General features: G+C 31.0%; 17 protein-coding genes, 1 rRNA gene and 1 pseudogene. 9 read left to right on the top strand and 10 right to left on the bottom strand.

From position 1 onward, the window contains the following. The first annotated feature begins 9 nt into the window (after positions 1 to 9). The 7 genes from coaD to FBE96_RS03735 all read left to right on the top strand — a co-directional run bounded on the left by coaD (position 10) and on the right by FBE96_RS03735 (position 6,875). Complete coding sequence (gene coaD, locus FBE96_RS03765) at positions 10 to 486, top strand: pantetheine-phosphate adenylyltransferase (RefSeq protein WP_002852633.1); 477 nt, start codon at positions 10 to 12, stop codon at positions 484 to 486. Continuing rightward, positions 477 to 1,055, top strand: a complete 579-nt coding sequence (tmk, locus tag FBE96_RS03760) for a dTMP kinase (RefSeq protein ID WP_002852526.1) — start codon at positions 477 to 479, stop codon at positions 1,053 to 1,055. Before coaD ends, tmk begins: the two co-directional genes overlap by 10 nt. Continuing rightward, positions 1,052 to 2,278: a histidine--tRNA ligase gene (gene hisS, locus FBE96_RS03755; protein ID WP_002852541.1), complete on the top strand. Its 1,227-nt coding sequence runs from the start codon at positions 1,052 to 1,054 to the stop codon at positions 2,276 to 2,278. The genes tmk and hisS overlap by 4 nt, the downstream gene beginning before the upstream one ends. After that, complete coding sequence (gene speA, locus FBE96_RS03750; protein ID WP_032585861.1) at positions 2,275 to 4,110, top strand: biosynthetic arginine decarboxylase; 1,836 nt, start codon at positions 2,275 to 2,277, stop codon at positions 4,108 to 4,110. Before hisS ends, speA begins: the two co-directional genes overlap by 4 nt. Next, positions 4,111 to 4,749 (top strand): serine O-acetyltransferase, encoded by a 639-nt coding sequence (cysE, locus tag FBE96_RS03745; protein ID WP_002860746.1) that lies wholly within the window; start codon positions 4,111 to 4,113, stop codon positions 4,747 to 4,749. It abuts the gene before it with no gap. Positions 4,750 to 4,920: 171 nt separating this feature from the next. Further along, on the top strand, positions 4,921 to 6,090 hold the full coding sequence (locus tag FBE96_RS03740; RefSeq protein ID WP_002897405.1) for a pyridoxal phosphate-dependent aminotransferase: 1,170 nt from the start codon (positions 4,921 to 4,923) through the stop codon (positions 6,088 to 6,090). A 5-nt stretch (positions 6,091 to 6,095) separates the two neighbouring features. Further along, on the top strand, positions 6,096 to 6,875 hold the full coding sequence (locus FBE96_RS03735; RefSeq protein WP_002906077.1) for an FkbM family methyltransferase: 780 nt from the start codon (positions 6,096 to 6,098) through the stop codon (positions 6,873 to 6,875). Positions 6,876 to 6,905: 30 nt separating this feature from the next. On the opposite strand, the gene FBE96_RS03730 is transcribed toward FBE96_RS03735, so the two are convergent. Further along, a complete protein-coding gene (locus FBE96_RS03730) occupies positions 6,906 to 7,247 on the bottom strand; it encodes a cupin domain-containing protein (RefSeq protein ID WP_002868516.1) in 342 nt (113 codons plus the stop codon). Positions 7,248 to 7,316: 69 nt separating this feature from the next. Then, positions 7,317 to 8,339, bottom strand: a complete 1,023-nt coding sequence (locus tag FBE96_RS03725) for an MBL fold metallo-hydrolase (protein WP_002906075.1) — start codon at positions 8,337 to 8,339, stop codon at positions 7,317 to 7,319. A gap of 104 nt (positions 8,340 to 8,443) precedes the next feature. On the opposite strand from FBE96_RS03725, the pseudogene FBE96_RS08755 reads away from it, so the two are divergent. Next, positions 8,444 to 8,553: pseudogene (locus FBE96_RS08755) on the top strand (flagellar basal body protein FliL); the annotation flags it as partial. Between the two features lie 45 nt (positions 8,554 to 8,598). Here the strand turns inward: FBE96_RS08755 and dnaK are convergent. The 4 genes from dnaK to cfrA all read right to left on the bottom strand — a co-directional run bounded on the left by dnaK (position 8,599) and on the right by cfrA (position 14,204). Beyond that, positions 8,599 to 10,470 (bottom strand): molecular chaperone DnaK, encoded by a 1,872-nt coding sequence (dnaK, locus tag FBE96_RS03720; RefSeq protein ID WP_002893252.1) that lies wholly within the window; start codon positions 10,468 to 10,470, stop codon positions 8,599 to 8,601. A gap of 21 nt (positions 10,471 to 10,491) precedes the next feature. Continuing rightward, positions 10,492 to 11,022, bottom strand: a complete 531-nt coding sequence (grpE, locus tag FBE96_RS03715) for a nucleotide exchange factor GrpE (protein ID WP_145599617.1) — start codon at positions 11,020 to 11,022, stop codon at positions 10,492 to 10,494. Then, on the bottom strand, positions 11,019 to 11,813 hold the full coding sequence (locus FBE96_RS03710) for an HrcA family transcriptional regulator (protein WP_011049776.1): 795 nt from the start codon (positions 11,811 to 11,813) through the stop codon (positions 11,019 to 11,021). Before FBE96_RS03710 ends, grpE begins: the two co-directional genes overlap by 4 nt. Positions 11,814 to 12,113: 300 nt before the next feature. Next, positions 12,114 to 14,204, bottom strand: a complete 2,091-nt coding sequence (gene cfrA / locus FBE96_RS03705) for a TonB-dependent ferric enterobactin receptor CfrA (RefSeq protein WP_002872151.1) — start codon at positions 14,202 to 14,204, stop codon at positions 12,114 to 12,116. A gap of 325 nt (positions 14,205 to 14,529) precedes the next feature. Here cfrA and FBE96_RS03700 point away from each other — a divergent pair, with 325 nt between their 5' ends. After that, positions 14,530 to 15,228 (top strand): energy transducer TonB, encoded by a 699-nt coding sequence (locus FBE96_RS03700; RefSeq protein ID WP_002858756.1) that lies wholly within the window; start codon positions 14,530 to 14,532, stop codon positions 15,226 to 15,228. A 91-nt stretch (positions 15,229 to 15,319) separates the two neighbouring features. Here the strand turns inward: FBE96_RS03700 and FBE96_RS03695 are convergent, their stop codons facing one another. The 4 genes from FBE96_RS03695 to rrf all read right to left on the bottom strand — a co-directional run bounded on the left by FBE96_RS03695 (position 15,320) and on the right by rrf (position 17,770). Further along, positions 15,320 to 15,703, bottom strand: coding sequence for an RNA-guided endonuclease TnpB family protein (locus FBE96_RS03695; RefSeq protein WP_002792118.1), 384 nt, complete (start codon positions 15,701 to 15,703; stop codon positions 15,320 to 15,322). 174 nt (positions 15,704 to 15,877) lie between these two features. After that, complete coding sequence (locus tag FBE96_RS03690) at positions 15,878 to 16,141, bottom strand: hypothetical protein (protein ID WP_002792117.1); 264 nt, start codon at positions 16,139 to 16,141, stop codon at positions 15,878 to 15,880. A gap of 428 nt (positions 16,142 to 16,569) precedes the next feature. After that, positions 16,570 to 16,662 carry a hypothetical protein gene (locus tag FBE96_RS03685; protein WP_002776614.1) on the bottom strand — a complete coding sequence of 31 codons (93 nt, stop codon included), beginning with the start codon at positions 16,660 to 16,662 and terminating at the stop codon, positions 16,570 to 16,572. Between the two features lie 991 nt (positions 16,663 to 17,653). Next, a 5S ribosomal RNA gene (rrf, locus tag FBE96_RS03680) occupies positions 17,654 to 17,770 on the bottom strand. Positions 17,771 to 17,917: the final 147 nt, after the last annotated feature.

Raw genomic sequence — 17,917 nt, 5'->3', positions numbered from 1 at the left:
GGAGCAAAAATGACTTGTTTATATCCTGGGACTTTTGATCCTATTACCAACGGGCATTTAGATGTTATAAAACGGGCTTTAAAAATTTTTGATGAAGTCATCGTTGCCATAGCAAAAAGTGAACATAAAAAACCTTGCTATGATTTAGAAAAACGCAAAGAACTAGCCCTGCTCGCAACACAAAATTTAAAAAATGTTAAAATCATTGCTTTTGATAATTTACTTGTAGATTTAGCCAAAGAATTAAAAGTTAATACTATAATCCGTGGACTTAGAGCAGTGAGTGATTTTGAATACGAATTGCAAATTGGCTATGCAAATCACGCACTTTGGGAAGATATGGAAACCATTTATCTTATGCCAAGTCTAAAACATGCTTTTATTTCAAGTTCTATTGTGCGTTCTATAGTAGCACATGGGGGTGATGTAAGTTCTCTTGTTCCAAAAGAAATTCTACCTTTTTTAAAGGATCAATCTTGTATGTAGTTTTTGAAGGTATTGACTGCGTAGGAAAAAGTACGCAAATTTCACTTTTAAAAGAAATTTATAAAGACGCCATTTTCACACTCGAACCTGGCGGAACAGAACTTGGAAAACATTTAAGAGAAATTTTACTTAATAAAACTCATCCTATTAACAAAAGAGCTGAACTCTTGCTTTTTTTAGCTGATCGTGCTCAACATTTTGAAGAAATCTTAAAAACCAATCAAAACAAACTCATTATTAGCGATAGAAGTTTTATTTCAGGCATGGCTTATGCCAAAGATTTTGAAAACGATTTGCTTTTTGCTTTAAATAGTTTTGCTTTAGAAAATTTTTTTCCACAAAAAATTATCTTTTTAAAAGGAGATGCAAACCTTATCCAAGAACGCCTCAGTCAAAAAGAACTAGATAGTATAGAAAAACGTGGCATTGAGTATTTTTTAAGCGTGCAAGATAAACTCGAAAAAGTGCTTCATTTTTTAAAAGAAAAAATTTCTGTAGAAATTTTAACACTTGACGCAAAAGAAAGTAAAGAAAAATTACACCAACAAATAAAGGAATTTTTACAATGATTAACGCTTTAAAAGGAATGAAAGATTTATTAGATAAAGATGCATATTATTATGAAAAAGTGATTAAAATCTGCGAAGAAGTAGCTAAAAACTATGGCTTTACTTTTATCAATACACCGCATTTAGAACTTTGCACCCTTTTTAAAAGAAGCGTAGGAGAAAGTTCTGATATAGTAGGTAAAGAAATGTATGAATTTATCGATAAAGGCGAAAATCATGTTTGCATGCGTCCTGAAGGAACTGCTGGGGTGGTGCGTGCCTATATAGAAAAAAAACTCGATAAAAACACTAGTGTGAAAAGATGGTTTTATTATGGTTCTATGTTTCGTTATGAAAGACCTCAAAAGGGTCGCTTAAGAGAATTTCATCAATTTGGAGTTGAAAGCCTTGGCATACCTAATGTTTATGAAGATGCAAGCATTATTTTAATGCTAGTAGAAATTTTCTCACGCCTTGGTATTGATTTTAAACTTCAACTTAATTCTTTAGGCTGCTCACAATGCTTGCCAAAATACCGCGATAGGCTCGTTGAATTCTTAGATTCCAAAGAAGGTTTTTGTGAAGATTGTTTGCGTAGAAAAAATTTAAATCCTATTCGTGTCTTAGATTGTAAAAATGAGCATTGTCAAAATTTGCTTGAAAATGCTCCGCTTTTGATCAATAATTTATGCACCTCTTGCCAAAAAGACTTTGAAACACTGCAACAAATTTTAAAGGATAATGGAGTTAAATTTGAGTTAGATTCAAAACTTGTGAGGGGTTTGGATTATTATTCTAAAACGGCTTTTGAATTTATAAGCGATGAAATAGGAGCAAAGGCTGCTATCGCAGGTGGAGGACGCTACGATAGACTTATAGAGTATTTAGGTGGAAAAAGTGGCTATGGTATAGGTTTTGCCATGGGTATAGAAAGAATTATAACTATTTTAGAACAAAAAGAAGAAAAGATTCAAAGAGAAGGAATTTATCTTTGTGCTATGGATGAAATTTATATCCAAAAACTTTTGCATATCGCTACAAATTTAAGAAAAGAATATAAAGTACTTTTAAGCTATGAAGCAAGAAAACTAGCCAAACATCTTGAAAACGCGGATAAAAATAATACTGAAATTTTTCTTTGCATGGGAGAAAATGAAGCACAAAATGAAAGTTTGTTTTATAAAAATTTAGCAAAAAAAGAAGAAAAAATGATTAAAATTTCAGACTTAAAGAAGGTTTTATGATGGATTATGGTATTGATATTTGGGGAAATGAAAATTTCATTATCAAAAATGGTAAAGTTTGTATCAATTACGAGAAAAAACCTGCTATTATTGATATAGTTAAAGAATTAAGAGATGATGGATACAAGGGGCCTTTACTTTTAAGATTTCCTCATCTTATCCAAAAACAAATTGAAAATATTTACGGAAATTTCAATAAAGCAAGAAAGGAATTTGGCTATAAAGGAGGATTTAACGCTGTTTATCCTTTAAAGGTCAATCAATACCCTGGTTTTGTAAAAAATCTTGTAAAACTTGGAAAAGACTATAACTATGGACTTGAAGCAGGTTCTAAGGCAGAGCTTTTACTCGCTATGGCTTATAATAACGAAGGCGCACCTATTACCGTAAATGGCTTTAAAGATAGAGAACTTATCAACATAGGCTTTATTGCAGCTGAAATGGGACATAATATCACTTTAACCATAGAAGGACTTAATGAACTTGAAGCTATCATAGACATAGCTAAAGAACGCTTTAAACCTAAACCAAATATAGGCTTACGTGTACGTTTGCATTCTGCTGGAGTTGGAATTTGGGCAAAAAGCGGTGGGATTAATTCTAAATTTGGACTTACATCCACTGAACTCATAGAAGCGGTAAATTTACTCAAAGAAAACAAACTTTTAGAACAATTTACCATGATTCACTTTCATCTAGGCTCACAAATTACCGAAATTCACCCCTTGAAAAAAGCCTTAAATGAAGCAGGAAATATCTATACAGAACTTAGAAAAATGGGAGCTAAAAATCTAAAAGCTATTAATCTTGGTGGCGGTTTAGCTGTGGAATACTCACAATTTAAAAATGAAAAAAGTAGAAATTACACCCTAAGAGAATACGCTAACGATGTAGTTTTTATCCTAAAAAACATAGCCGAACAAAAAAAAGATTTAGAGCCTGATATTTTCATAGAAAGTGGACGTTTTGTAGCAGCTAATCACGCTGTTTTAATCGCTCCTGTATTAGAACTTTTTTCTCAAGAATACGCAGAAAACAAACTCATACTTAAAAAACAAAATCCAAAACTTATCAATGAGCTTTATGATCTTTATAAAAGTATAAAACCTTCCAATGCTTTAGAATACTTGCACGATAGCATAGATCATTTAGAGAGTATTTTAACTCTTTTTGATTTGGGCTATGTGGATTTACAAGATCGTTCCAATGCTGAAATTTTAACTCATTTGATTACAAAAAAAGCCATCTTGCTTTTAGGCGATAAGCAAAATCCTGCGGATTTACTTGCCATACAAGATGAAGTGCAAGAAAGGTATTTGGTAAATTTTTCGCTCTTTCAAAGCATGCCTGATTTTTGGGGTTTAGAACAGAATTTCCCCATCATGCCACTTGATCGCTTAGATGAAGAACCGACACGAAGTGCAAGTATTTGGGATATAACCTGCGATAGCGATGGAGAAATTTCATACTCTAAAGATAAACCTTTATTTTTGCACGATGTAGATGTAGAAAAAGAAAATTATTTTCTAGGGTTTTTTCTTGTAGGTGCCTATCAAGAAGTACTTGGAATGAAACACAATCTTTTTACTCATCCTACTGAAGCTATTATAAGCATCAATGAAAAAGGCTATGAAGTCGAGGGGATTATAGAAGCGCAATCCATACTTGATACCTTAGAAGATTTAGACTATGATATACACGCTATCATGGATATACTTAATGAACGCATAAGTAATTCTAAGCTTGTAAATGATAAGCAAAAAAAGCATATTTTAGGCGAACTTTATCTTTTCTTAAATGATAATGGTTATTTAAAAAGCATAGGAGTTTAGATGAATTTTTGGGGTATTATAAAAGAAGATTTTTCTCAGCCAAAGGCACAAGATCCAGCTTTTAATTCTTGTATAGAACTTTTTTTTAATTACCCTGGAGTATGGGCTGTAGTAAATTACCGCTTTGCACATTTTTTTTACATAAGAAATTTTAAACGCATTGCTAGAATGATTAGCGGAATTTCACAATTCTTAACTGGGGTAGATTTGCACCCTGGAGCAGAACTTGGAAGGCGTATTTTTATAGATCATGCCAATGGAGTGGTTATAGGTCAAACAGCAATTATAGAAGATGATGTTTTAATTTATCAAGGCGTTACTTTAGGTGGAACAAGCCTTGAAAAAGGTACTAAACGCCATCCAACTATAAAAAAAGGAGTGATCATAGGCTCAGGCGCAAAAGTACTTGGCAATATCACCATAGGAGAAAATGCCAAAATAGGCTCAAATGCTGTAGTGGTTAAAGATGTAGGTGCAAATTTAACTGCCGTTGGAATTCCTGCTTATATTATCGAAGAGCGTAAAAATAAAAATATTAGAGCCATAGATGCAAATTGCGATGACAAACTAGAAAAGTTAGAAAAGAAAATTTTAGAACTTGAAAATCTTATATTAAAACAACCTGAATCACAAAAATAATAATTTTTTATAATACATAAAATTATATGTATTATTATGCGTATTAATTTTTCCTAAAAATTAATACAAATTTTCACATTTATTGAAATTTATAACTCATTTTTAAATTAAATTTATTGTAAAAATGCAATTTTCTGCTAAAATTAAACAAAAATTATTAAGGATTGAAAAATGCTTACAAAAAGATCTCAAGTTTTAGAAGAATCTATCACTTTAGCTATCACTGCACTTGCCAATGAACTTAAAGCCAAAGGCGAGGATATCATTAGTTTTTCAGCGGGTGAACCTGATTTTGACACACCACAAACCATCAAAAATGCCGCTATAAGTGCTATTGAAAAAGGATGTGGAAAATACACTGCTGTTGCAGGAATTCCTGAAGTATTAAAAGCTATTCAAACCAAATTTAAAAAAGATAATAATCTTGATTATGAAACAAATGAAATCATCACCAATGTAGGCGCAAAACACTCTCTTTTTGAATGTATAGAATGCTTAGTAGAAAAAGATGATGAAGTGATTATCCCTAGTCCTTACTGGGTAAGCTATCCTGAAATGGTAAAATTTGCAGGTGGAAAACCTGTATTTATAGAAGGCTTAGAAGAAAATGGCTTTAAAATTACCGCTGAACAATTAAAAAAAGCTATCACAGCTAAAACCAAAGTTTTGATGCTAAATTCTCCTTCAAATCCTGTGGGATCGATTTATTCTAAAGAAGAATTAACTCAAATTGCTAAAGTTTTAGAAGGAACGCAAATTACTGTTTTAAGTGATGAAATGTATGAAAAACTTCGCTATGATGGTTTTGATTTTGTAGCTTTTGCAAGTGTAAGCGAAGATGCTTTAAAACGCACTGTGACCATTAACGGACTTAGCAAATGTGGAGCTATGCCAGGATGGCGTTTTGGCTATATGGCAAGCAAAAATAAAGCCCTAATTTCAGCCGTTAAAAGACTTCAAGGACAAAGCACTTCAAATATTTGCTCCATCACTCAACATGCAGCCATTCCTGCTTTAAATGGAGAATGTGATGAAGATATAGAAAAAATGCGTCAAGCTTTTGAAAAACGCCGTAACTTAGCCTTAGATATGCTTAAACAAATCCCAAAGATCAGTATTTATAAACCAGAAGGTGCTTTTTATCTTTTTGTAAATATACAAAAAATAGAAAAAGATTCTATGAAATTTTGCCAAAAATTACTTGAACAAGAAAAAGTTGCCGTTGTTCCAGGTATAGGTTTTGGAATGGATGGATACTTTAGACTTTCTTATGCTATAAGCGATGAATTTATCAAGAAAGGTTTAGAAAGAATAGCTTATTTCATTGCGAATTACAAATAGTTACCATGAAAAGACCTTTACCTTTTATACTTGCAGCCACAAATAATGGAACTATGATTATCAACCATCTAGATAGACATGATACACCCCAAGGAAGTTATGGAGTTGGTTTTCAATTTTTAAACTATGGTAGCTTTGATTCAGAGGAAATTGATCTGTGTGTTAATCTTTTAAAACTACGGAGAAAATACTACGAAGGCTATGTTTTTGCAATAGACTGCGGTGCAAATATTGGTGCTCATACTATTAAGTGGGCTATAGAAATGCATGACTGGGGGGGGGTATTAGCCTTTGAAGCACAAGAGAGACTTTTTTATGCTTTAGCAGGAAATATAGCAATAAACAATTGTTTTAATGCCAGAGCAATACATGCAGCCATTGGAAATCCTGAAAAAAATCAAAACGAACTTGAAATTTTAATCCCTGATTATACCCAAAAAGCTTCTTTTGGAAGTCTAGAATTAAAATCTCAAAACAATAATGAATTTATAGGACAAATACCTCAAAAAAAAGAAAAAGTTCCTTATTTAAAACTTGATAATTTCAATTTTAAAAGATTAGATCTTATTAAAATAGATGTAGAAGGTATGGAACAAGAAGTTATATTAGGATGTTTAAATCATATTAAAACTTTTAAACCCATTTTACAAATTGAAATTATCAAATCAAACATTCAAGATATTATCAATATATTAGAAAATTTAGAATATGAAATTTTTCAATCTGGAATCAATATCTTAGCTATTTACAAAGCAGATCCTGTAATTAATCATTTACGATCTTAACCCATAAGCCTTTAAACAAAAGGCTTATGACTAAGGCTTTTTAAGCACAGCATTTACCCTTTGAATACTATCTGATTTATTTAAACTCAATCTTATTATAGAATTTTCCAATCCACCTAAAGAATGCGCTACATTTGCCTCTAGGCTTATCATATCTAAAGCATTTAATTCAAATTTTTCCTTTTCCACTTCAAACCAAATTTTACCGCTTAAAACTTGAACATGTATAGCAAAAGGGGCTTTATGCTCTTTCATCACGCTATCTTTAGCTAATAAAATTTGAATTTCTTTACCTTTTTCATTATCAATTAAAACATTGATTTTCACTTCTTTTGGGCTAAATTCCGCTCCATTCCATTGAATGATTTTCACAAAATCTCCTTTTTTAGTTTTACAAAACTATAGCAAAAGCCAAAATATAAATTATAAACTTGTGTTAATTTATTCTTCTTTCCACCAAAAATCCTGTTTAAATTTAGCTCCTACTTCATAAGCCTCGCCCATTTTTGGTGTGATAAGGGGTAAATCTAAATTTTCATAAAGAAATTTTACCACCTCATTCCATGCATGAGTTCCTGCTAAAAATCTCCCCCAATGTATAGGCATGACAGCTTTTGTATTAAGATCTTTTGCTTCTTTTAAAATTTGCTCAGGAAAAGAGTGTGAATATGGCCAGGCGATATTAAATTGTCCGCTTTCAAGACAAGCTAAGTCAAAATCTCCAAAATACTCACCTATTTTTTTAAAATGTGTAAAATACCCTCCATCTGCGCTAAAAAACACTCTCTTATCTACACTTAAAAATTCCATCACAAAAGAAGCCCAAAGGGTTTTGTTTTTACCATCTCCCCTACTTGAACTGTGCTGTGCAGGTGTTGCAATGATTTTTAAATCACCAAATTCTATTCCACTCCACCAATCAAGCTCTATGATTTTTTTCTCGCTCACCCCATAGCTTTTTAGATAATTTCCCACTTTTAAAGGAGTGATAAAAAATTTAGCTTTATCTTTTAAAGCTTTTACACTCTTAGCATCTAAATGATCAAAATGCGAATGCGTGATAATCACAGCAAAAATTTCATTAAAATCATTTACATTATAAATAGGAACATTTTTAAAAGCCTTGTTAATAAAAGAAATAGGCGAAGCATGAGTGTTAAAAATAGGATCAATCAAAATTTTATACTCTTTAAAACTTATAAAAAGCGAAGAATGGCCAAGCCAAGTAATATGTGGGGTGCTAAAACCACTCAAATCAGGCTTGAAAAAAGGTAACTTAAAAGAAGGGATGGCATTTTTTGGATAAAGATAATAATACCTCAAAATTTCTTTAAAAGACACTTTAGGAGTTATAAGACTGTGCTCATTTTCATTAAGAAAAATTTCATATTTTTTACCCTGCACTTTTTTAGCTTTTGATCGTTGTGTATTGGAAATATCAAAGATTTTAAATGATAAATTCAAATTTTTCCTTTTATGTTTATTAAGATTATATCTAAAAAGTTTTTAGATTAATTTTATTTTATTGTTAATTTTTTAGTTTGCTTACACTAAAATGAATTGTCTGATTTAAATTAGAACTTCAAAAAGAATTGGTTAAAAAATCAATGAAAAATTAGGTAGCAAGCTAATAAAAGAATTATGTTTTACAGATTTTGTCATTTCTTTAAAATTTTAAAAAATTTTCAAGCCTTTTAAAAAGGCTTGAATAGAGATTTTAAGATTACTCAACTTCAGCGTCGATTACATCGTCATCTTTTTTCTTTTTATCATTTGCTGTGTTTGGCTCATCTTTTTTATACATATTTTCGGCTAACTTATGAGAAACTTCGCTTAAAGCTTTCATTTTGCTTTCAATCTCTTCTTTGCTTGCATTTTGATTTTTCAAAGTCTCACGCAAATCATCAAGAGCTTTTTGAATATTTTCTTTATCAGCAGCGGCAACTTTTTCACCCAACTCACTTAAAGATTTTTCTACTTGATGCGCCAAGCTATCAGCTGCATTTCTAGCATCTACAGCTTCTTTGCGTTTTTTGTCTTCTTCTTTGTGAAGTTCAGCATCTTTTACCATGTTATTAATCTCTTCCTCGCTAAGTCCGCTTGAACCTGTGATTTTGATCTCTTGAGCCTTACCTGTTGCTTTATCTTTTGCACTAACAGTTAAAATACCATTTGCATCGATATCAAAAGTAACTTCGATTTGTGGCATACCGCGTGGTGCTGGTGGAATTCCTTCAAGATTAAAATTTCCTAAAGATTTATTATCACGACTAAATTCTCTTTCCCCTTGTAAAACATTGATAGTTACAGCACTTTGATTATCTTCAGCGGTTGAGAAAACTTGTTCTTTTTTAGTTGGAATAGTTGTACCTTTTTCGATAATCTTAGTCATTACCCCGCCTAGAGTTTCTATACCCAAAGAGAGCGGAGTAACATCAAGTAAAAGCACATCTTTTACATCACCTTTTATAACCGCACCTTGAATCGCCGCACCGATAGCCACAACTTCATCAGGATTTACAGACTTATTAAGATCTTTATTAAAGGCTTTTTTCACTTCTTCTTGCACTAAAGGAACACGAGTAGAGCCCCCTACCATAACGATTTCTTTGATCTCATCTTTTTTAAGCCCTGCATCGCTTACTACTTCATTGATTTTAGTGATGGTTTCAGCCACTAAAGAATCAATCATACCTTCAAATTTAGCTCTAGTAAGTTTTTTAACCAAATGTTTTGGCCCACTTGCATCTGCTGTGATAAATGGTAAATTAATTTCAGTTTCATTAGCTGAGCTTAATTCTTTTTTAGCATTTTCTGCTGCTTCTTTCAAGCGTTGCAAAGCCATAACATCATTTTTAAGATCTATGCCTGTTTCATCTTTAAATTCATTAGCTAGAAAATCTATAAGTTTATTATCAAAATCATCACCACCTAAGAAAGCGTTACCACCTGTTGCTAAAACTTCTACTACATTATCGCCAGTTTCAAGCACAGTAACGTCAAAAGTTCCCCCACCTAGATCATAAACCACAATTTTTTCACTATCTTTTTTATCAAGTCCGTAAGCTAGAGCTGCTGAAGTAGGCTCATTGATAATTCTTAATACATTAAGTCCTGCGATAGTTCCCGCTTCTTTTGTCGCTTTTCTTTGTGCATCGTTAAAATACGCAGGCACAGTAATAACCGCATCTACAACACTCTCGCCCAAGAAAGCTTCAGCATCTTCTTTTAGTTTCATTAAAACTTTCGCTGAAATTTCTTGCGGAGTATAAATTTTCCCTGCAATTTCAATAGCACAAGCACCATTTCTTTCAGTAATATGATAAGGAAGTCTTGTTTTAGCTTCTTTAGCCGCGTCTTCATTGATCATCAAACCCATAATTCTTTTAATAGAATAAATAGTTTTTTCAGGGTTAGTTACCGCTTGGCGTTTTGCACTATCTCCTACTAAAACCTCGCCTTTATCTGTAAAAGCTACCACAGAAGGAGTTGTATTTTTACCTTCTTTATTTGGGATTACTTTGCTCTCGCCGCGTTCATACACAGCAACACAAGAATTGGTTGTTCCTAAATCTATACCTATAACTTTACTCATTTTTTATCCTTCTATTAAAATTTATTTTGCTACACTAACTTTGGTTGGGCGGATCACGCGATCGGCTATTTTACAACCTTTTTGAAGCACTTGAACCACTTCACCACTTTGATGGTTTTCACTATCTACATGAAACATTGCTTCGTGTAAATTAGGATCAAACTCTTTTTCATCTTTGATAAGAGTCACTCCATGTTTTTCAAGTTTCTTAAGAAATAAATCTAAAGTATTTTGCACTCCTTCTTTGATTTTTAAGCTAATTTCATCTTGGCATTCGACATTAACAGCTGCTTCTAAAGCATCTAAAACATCAAGCAAATCCTTTGCAAAGCTTTCATTTGCATAAGCCATAGCACTTAGCTTTTCTTTTTCCATTCTTTTTTTAATATTTTCAAATTCAGCGTTTGCACGCATATATTTGTCTTTTAATTCATCATAGTCTTTTTGCAATTTGTTTTGCTCAACATCTTCGATATTTTGCAAATTCTCATCTTGCAAATGTTCAGAATTTTCTGCGTTTTCGTTTTCAAATTCTTGCTTTTGCTCGCTCACGCCGCCTCCTTTATGTATTGTAATATCTTTTTATAATCCGTATAAACACTACCTGCTAAGATAATATTTACATCTTCGCCCAAAAACTGCGCATCCACCTTAAGCCCCATAAAACCTTCTTTAAATAAAGGTTCAAATTCAAGACTTTCTTTAAAATGACGGTGAATTTGACAATCTAAGAGCTTAACAAATTCATCATTTTGATAAATTTGATAAGCTCTTTCTTCATTGCTTCTATAGCAAATCAAATTTTGTCTTAAGCTAGCTATTTTTTCTACAAGATCTATAAAATGAACTCTCAAAGCTATTTTTTCTATACTAGAAAGATCAAGCCCTATAAGACTTTGTAAAAAATTCCACGCTTCTTTTTCGTATTTTAAAACCAGCTCTTCATCTTCAAAATCAAGCACTATAAATTTAGTATTAAGATCTAGTACTTCTTTAAGTACTAAACTTCTACCTCCATAAACAAGACAATAAATTTCAAATTCTTTACTTAACTCTTTCAAAAAGCTTTCGTTTTTGATATGGATATTTTTATCTTGTTCTTTTTCCCAAAAACTTTGCCAATAATTTTGCATCGTTAAAATAGTAGGAATTCTACCACTACTTATATGAAGCTGAGTGATCAAACCCTCATCGCTAAGTCTTTTAAGATAAACGCGTATAGTCGAAGCAGGTATACAAAGGTTTGAATTTAATTCATTAGAACCAATAGGTGCATTATCCAAAAGATAAGTTTGGATAATAGACTCTAAAATCAAATCCTTTTTATCTCGACTTTTCATCATGTTTTCCTTTAAAGCTAGCACTCTATTTTTTGATTGCTAGATATATTATACAACATTGAGTGTTATTTTGTCAAGTATAAATATAAAAAAATATACTTAATTTTATTTAGTCTATATAACTAAAGTTTTATTAGTTACTTTTTTATAAGGATAGGATATATTTCAAGATTGGTAAACAGGGTGATAATTAGATAAGAAATTTTAAATAGATTCGATAATTTAACTTTTTTAAAAGCACAAGATGCTATAAACAAAAAACCAAAGAAGCCTTTACAAGCTCTTTGGCTTTTCTATCAAAGCTTAAAAACTACCATTAATGGAAATATATATTCTTCTTCCTTCTTCTATGCGATTGTAAGTATTGACCCAAGTAGTAGTACCGCTATTTTGATAAGATTCCCAACCATCTGTAAAACTTTTGTTAAAAAGATTATAAATAGCTGCGTTGATACTCCATTGCTTATTGATATCATAACGCACACCCATAGAAGCTAAAAAGATATCCTTATAATATTCCCTATTGATATTAGTATCACCCATATAGCGATCTATTTGCCATTCGCCTTTTATCCAAGGGGTGAATTTATTGTAAAAGCTGTATTCAGTTTTTAACATGATATTGTGTTTTAAACTATCTTGTTCAGGTTTACCTATCACACTTTTATCTTGCGCTTCTTTAACCTCACTATCAAGATAAGTATAAGCAAAATTTACATTTAAATTATCAAGAGGGCTTATCCCTGCTCCAAGCTCTATGCCTTTATATTCGACCTTGCCATGGTTGATTGCCTTAAAACATCTATCAGCACCACAAGTACCAATTCCTGGAATCATATTGTCTTTATTATATCTTTGGGTTGAAATTTTATCTTTAAAATTTGTTAAAAAACCTGTCGCAGAAACATAAAACAAATCATTATTGTAAATAGCTGCTATTTCATAATTTAAAGATGTCTCTTCTTTTAAATCAGGATTTCCATATATAGGAAATCTACCTTGACCACTATAATTATAAGCTCCATTTATCAAACGATTTGCATAAGGAGTCCTAAAACCCGTAGATACACCGCCTTTTAAAGTAAGTTCATCAGTAGGATTATAAACTAGATAAGCTCTTGGCGAAATATTATTTCCAAAAATTTCATGATGATTGTATCTTGCTCCAAAAGTCAATCTTAAGTTATCTTTTATGCTGTACTCATCCTCTGCAAATATTGCCAATAAATACTGATCAAAATTGGTCGGATTAGCTATTTTATCTTGCATTTTTTCAAGCCTATATTCACCACCTGCGCTTAAAATATGACTTTGTCCCAAAGGAATGACAGACTTAGTATCTAAGATAATATCTTCTGCGACTATATCTCTATTTTCTCCCAAAAACGGCTGTGTAGCTTGCCCTACGACTTCACGGCCATCATTGCTTACCCTATTGTATTGCAAACCAGAAGTGATAGAAAAGTTTTCATAAACACCCTCATGGCTTAAATAAGTCACAAATTTATCAACTTCCATAATATCTGCATAACCACCCGTTAAGCTACCTGGCGCACTACCTGGGCTTGTGATGGTTCCTAATTGACCCTGTTTGTTATCGTAATGATTTCTTGAAAAATCTATATCAAATATAAAGGTATTATAATTATTAGCCAAATAACTGACTCTTGTTCCTATATTAAAATTATTTGCTTTTGTGGGACTTTGAGCTTGATCTCCTTGAACTCTTTGTCCACTTCCATTTGTAAATTCAACATTAGATTGCTGTCTGTAAAATTCTCTAAATCGAAGTGTTAGACCCAATTTGTCATTCATCAAAGGACCACTAGAATAAATACTCGTTCCATAAGTATTACCCCAATCTTTATTTTCATTTAAAAGAGCATCCAAACTTACAGAAGTTTCCCATTTATCACTTACTTTTTTGGTAATGATATTTACCACCCCGCCTAAAGCTTCAGAGCCATATAAAGTACTCATAGGACCTTTTATAACTTCTATCCTTTCTATACTAGAAATCGGAGGCAAGAAAGAATTTGAAATTTCATTAAAACCATTAGGGCCCACCTCTCCGCCAATACCCTGACGACGCCCATCAATCAAAACCAAAGTATATCCAGTAATACCCCTCATAGTGATATTATAAGAACCTGTTTTTCCCTTGCTAGCATATAAATCAACGCCTGGGATATCTGCGATAGCCTCTGCAACATCTCTATAAGGCTTACTTTGTAATTCTTTTTTACTGATAACATTGATAGTAGCAGGAGCTTCTTTAATATCTTGGGTAAAGCCAGAAGCACTAACGATTGAGCTATCTAGTTCTACATTTTGCGATATGGCATTGGAGCTTAAGAGACCAATGGCGCAAACTGATAGACATATTTTTTTCATTTTTCTCCTTTTGTCAAATATTGATTTAGAAATCAAAATATTATGATAATAATTATTAATTTAATATAAATTTTGTATCAATTGTGATAATTAGTATTAATTAAAAATTTATTTTTTCTTGCTATAATTCTTAAAAATATAAGTTTTTTTAGAGAAGTAAATAGCAAAAATTAAATATCTTTTAGATACAAGCTTGATTATTTGATTGTTATTTTTCTCTGTGAAATTTGTTTCAAAATTTATCTTTTTAAACAATTTACCATAGAATGTGTTTTAAGAAATAAAGATATTTAAATCAAAAAATAAAATCATAACGGAGTAAAAGATGAAAACATTTATAAGCAATCATAAAAACCAATCTTCTTTTATCACTTTATTTGTTTTTACACCTTTATTTTTTGTTTTTCTTTATTCTAAAGATTTTTTACACATACAACCCAATGAAATTATTAAAGAAAATAAATTTAATATGGCAATCAAACATTTTGTACAAAATTCCTCCGATATGAAACCGACACAACCCACACAAACTATACAAGAGCCTTCGAATGTGCAACCCAAAGAACCTGTGCAAGAAATAAAAAAAATAAAACCGAGAAAAGAAAAACCTATCGCTAAACCTAAAAAAATAATCCCTCCAGCAAATGCAAAGGCAATAAGTCAACCCAAAAAAGATACAAACATGCAGCAACCAATCATGCAGCAACAAACTCCACAAGCCAGCTCTTACCAAAGCGTATCTTTAACTAGTAATAGTGAGCTTTTAAAAGAAATAAAATCAGCAATCGATGAAGCCCTAATCTACCCTAGACAAGCTAGAAAAATGCGTATGAGTGGGGAGGTTCTTGTAGAATTTACCTGGACAAAAGAAAAGAAATTAGAAAATTTAAAAATACTTAAGCCTTCAAAATATGATTTTCTAAATAAAAGTGCTTTAGAAACTATACGCATAGCTTCTAAAAAATTTCCACAATATGAAAAAACTTTTCATATAAAAATACCATTGGTATATAAATTAAGCTAAATCTTTCACAATATACTCTATTTTTAATGCAAATCACTCCAGCTTTGCTAACGCTTAGAAGTAGAAGCTTCCTAGCTAAAGCTAACTAGTATTAGCTAATTCGAAAGGCTTTGAGTTTATAGTCCTCAAGGCTAATTCCTAACCCAAACGACTTTAATCCACGCTTTAAGATATTATTTGCAGCATTAATATCTCTATGTAAAGTGTTGCCACATTTTTCACAAAGATACACTCTATCTTTAAACATAAGATTTTTTTTGATATTTCCACATACACTACAAGTTTTGCTTGTATATTGTGGATTGACTTTTATAAAGAATTTGCCATTATGCTTTGCTTTATACTCTAGATATTGAGAGAATTGATAGAATGAAGTATTAAGAATAGATTTATTTAAACCACTTTTAGCTTTTATATTCTTTAATTTAGCTCTTTTACACATATTCTTAATTTGCAAATCTTCAACTGCTAGCAAGTCAAATTCTTGTATGAGTTTTGAAGTTATCTTGTGATAACTATCCTTTTTGATTTTGAACTTTTTTCATAGATTTTATTTAATTTTAATTGTGTTTTTTTGAAATTATGGCTTAACTTTGTTTTCTCCTTTTTTGTTTTTAATATTCTCCTGCTTTGTTTTCTTTGCAATCTTTTAATATTCAGCTCTACTAAGTAGCTTTGAGTTAGTAGCTATTAACTCTCCACTGCTTAAGGTAATCTCATTGATATTTAAATCAATGTCAACTGCTTTTTTAATATCAAAATCTTTGCTAGACATTAAAGAAACATTCGATTCATCATAAATGATACTAAAAGCTAAATAGTATTTATTGTGATTTTTGATAATAGTGATTTGATTAAACTTATAAGTATTTGGTAAATCTCTGTGATAACGCATTTTAAAAAATGTATTCATAAGTCTAAATATCTTAAACTTAGTAGTATCACTATCTTTGATTTTGTAGGCTTGATTATTCCAATTAAAGCTTTGCTTTGCAAATTTAGAGTTTTTAAATTTGAGAAAGCCTTTGTTTTTATCTCTAATTGCTTGCTCTAAGGCACGAGAAGATTAATCCTTGCTTGTTGGGTTACAACACTTTTATAGCTTAATTCTCTTGCTTTTATAAGGCTAGTTTTATTGATTATCTATCTTACTTGCCTTTAAATAACTCCTATCTTTTTTATCTAAATTCTTATTTTTATCCCACTCTCTTGCTGTAAATTTAAACAAATATTATAGGCTTGATATAGATGAAACATTGATGATTAATAAGCTTTTGTTGTTCTTTGTTTAGGTAGAATTCTATATTTAAAACCTTTGGTTATTTGCATTGCTTTGTTCCATTAGGGCTTTTTTTCTTTTTGGTTATATATTTTTTTAGGGTAATTATCTTCTATGCCTTGATTTTCTGCATATTTTTTAAGAGTTTCTAGCATTATTCCGCATAGGTATTCTATAAAAAATTACTGATTATGTCAAATACCTAACTAGAGCCGTACAACTAACACTGTAAGCAATTCATCTCCCACTTAAGAAGTGAGAGTTTTATTGAATAAAAAAAGATAAATTTAAAGCAAGTAATCTTTTTTTAGACAACACTAAACCCTTGCATGTATTTACAGCAATATTTATTTCATCATAAACAACCCCCAACCCATAAAACCTCAATAAACACTATAAAATAAAAGTATTTGTAAAGAACAAGCAAACAATAAATCTCAATCACCCAGACAAAAACAATCTCAACCGACCCATAAAGCAATAAATCAAGCAAGCATAATTAATTTAATTGATTAAACTAATAAATTTAATTTATAAGATTAACAATAAAAAACCATAAATTAACCAAGCTAATCCCACCCAAACCCAAACAAGCCATAAATTACACACACTTTTTTACAAACATCAATTAAATAGCAAGACTATCGATAATAAAAAATTTATCTCAAGTATAACATTCATTCTCGCCAACAAGAATAGACAATCATAGTCTATCCACCCTAACCCAACATTAACCCCTAACCCAACTAAGAAGTGTATAACAACACCAACCCATAAACCTCAATAAACACTATAAAATAAACTTGAGTGATTAAAAATCCAACCCAATTATTGAACAAACCCAACCTACATAATAAAATATAAACTAGACATATAAAGAACAATTGACACATAAAAATAGATTGAATAAATAAACCTATACAAGTAAACATAAAGATTAATTATTGATACAAAAGATTCAATAAATAAATAAAAAGAATAATTGAGATATAAAAACATATAAACTAAACAACTCAAACAACCATTAAATCAACCCAAGCTAATTAAACCTATAAACATAAAAAAATAATTAAATATAAAAACAACGATTGACGTATAAAAACTAAGATTTTAAATCTATAAGAATAAGATAAAGTAGAATTAACAAGTCCGCAATGAGCTACTTTCCCCCTGCCAGTAAGGCGTAGTATCATCACCCACGATGTGCTTAGCTTCTTGGTTCGGGATGGAGCAAGGCGTTTCCACATCTGTATAATCACGGACATTGTTATTTAAATATTCTTTGAAAGATTGAATTTAAGAATAAAACTTAATCTTTTATTCCTTTACTTTTTTCTTTATTCTCTTTCTTCTTTTCTTATCTTTTATCTTTGATAAGTTTTTATATAGAATACTTAAAAAACAATGTTA

The sequence above is a fragment of the Campylobacter sp. CFSAN093241 genome (assembly GCF_012889595.1).
In the GTDB taxonomy this organism is placed as follows: Bacteria; Campylobacterota; Campylobacteria; order Campylobacterales; family Campylobacteraceae; genus Campylobacter_D; species Campylobacter_D jejuni.
This window is presented reverse-complemented; position numbering and strand designations above follow the sequence as displayed.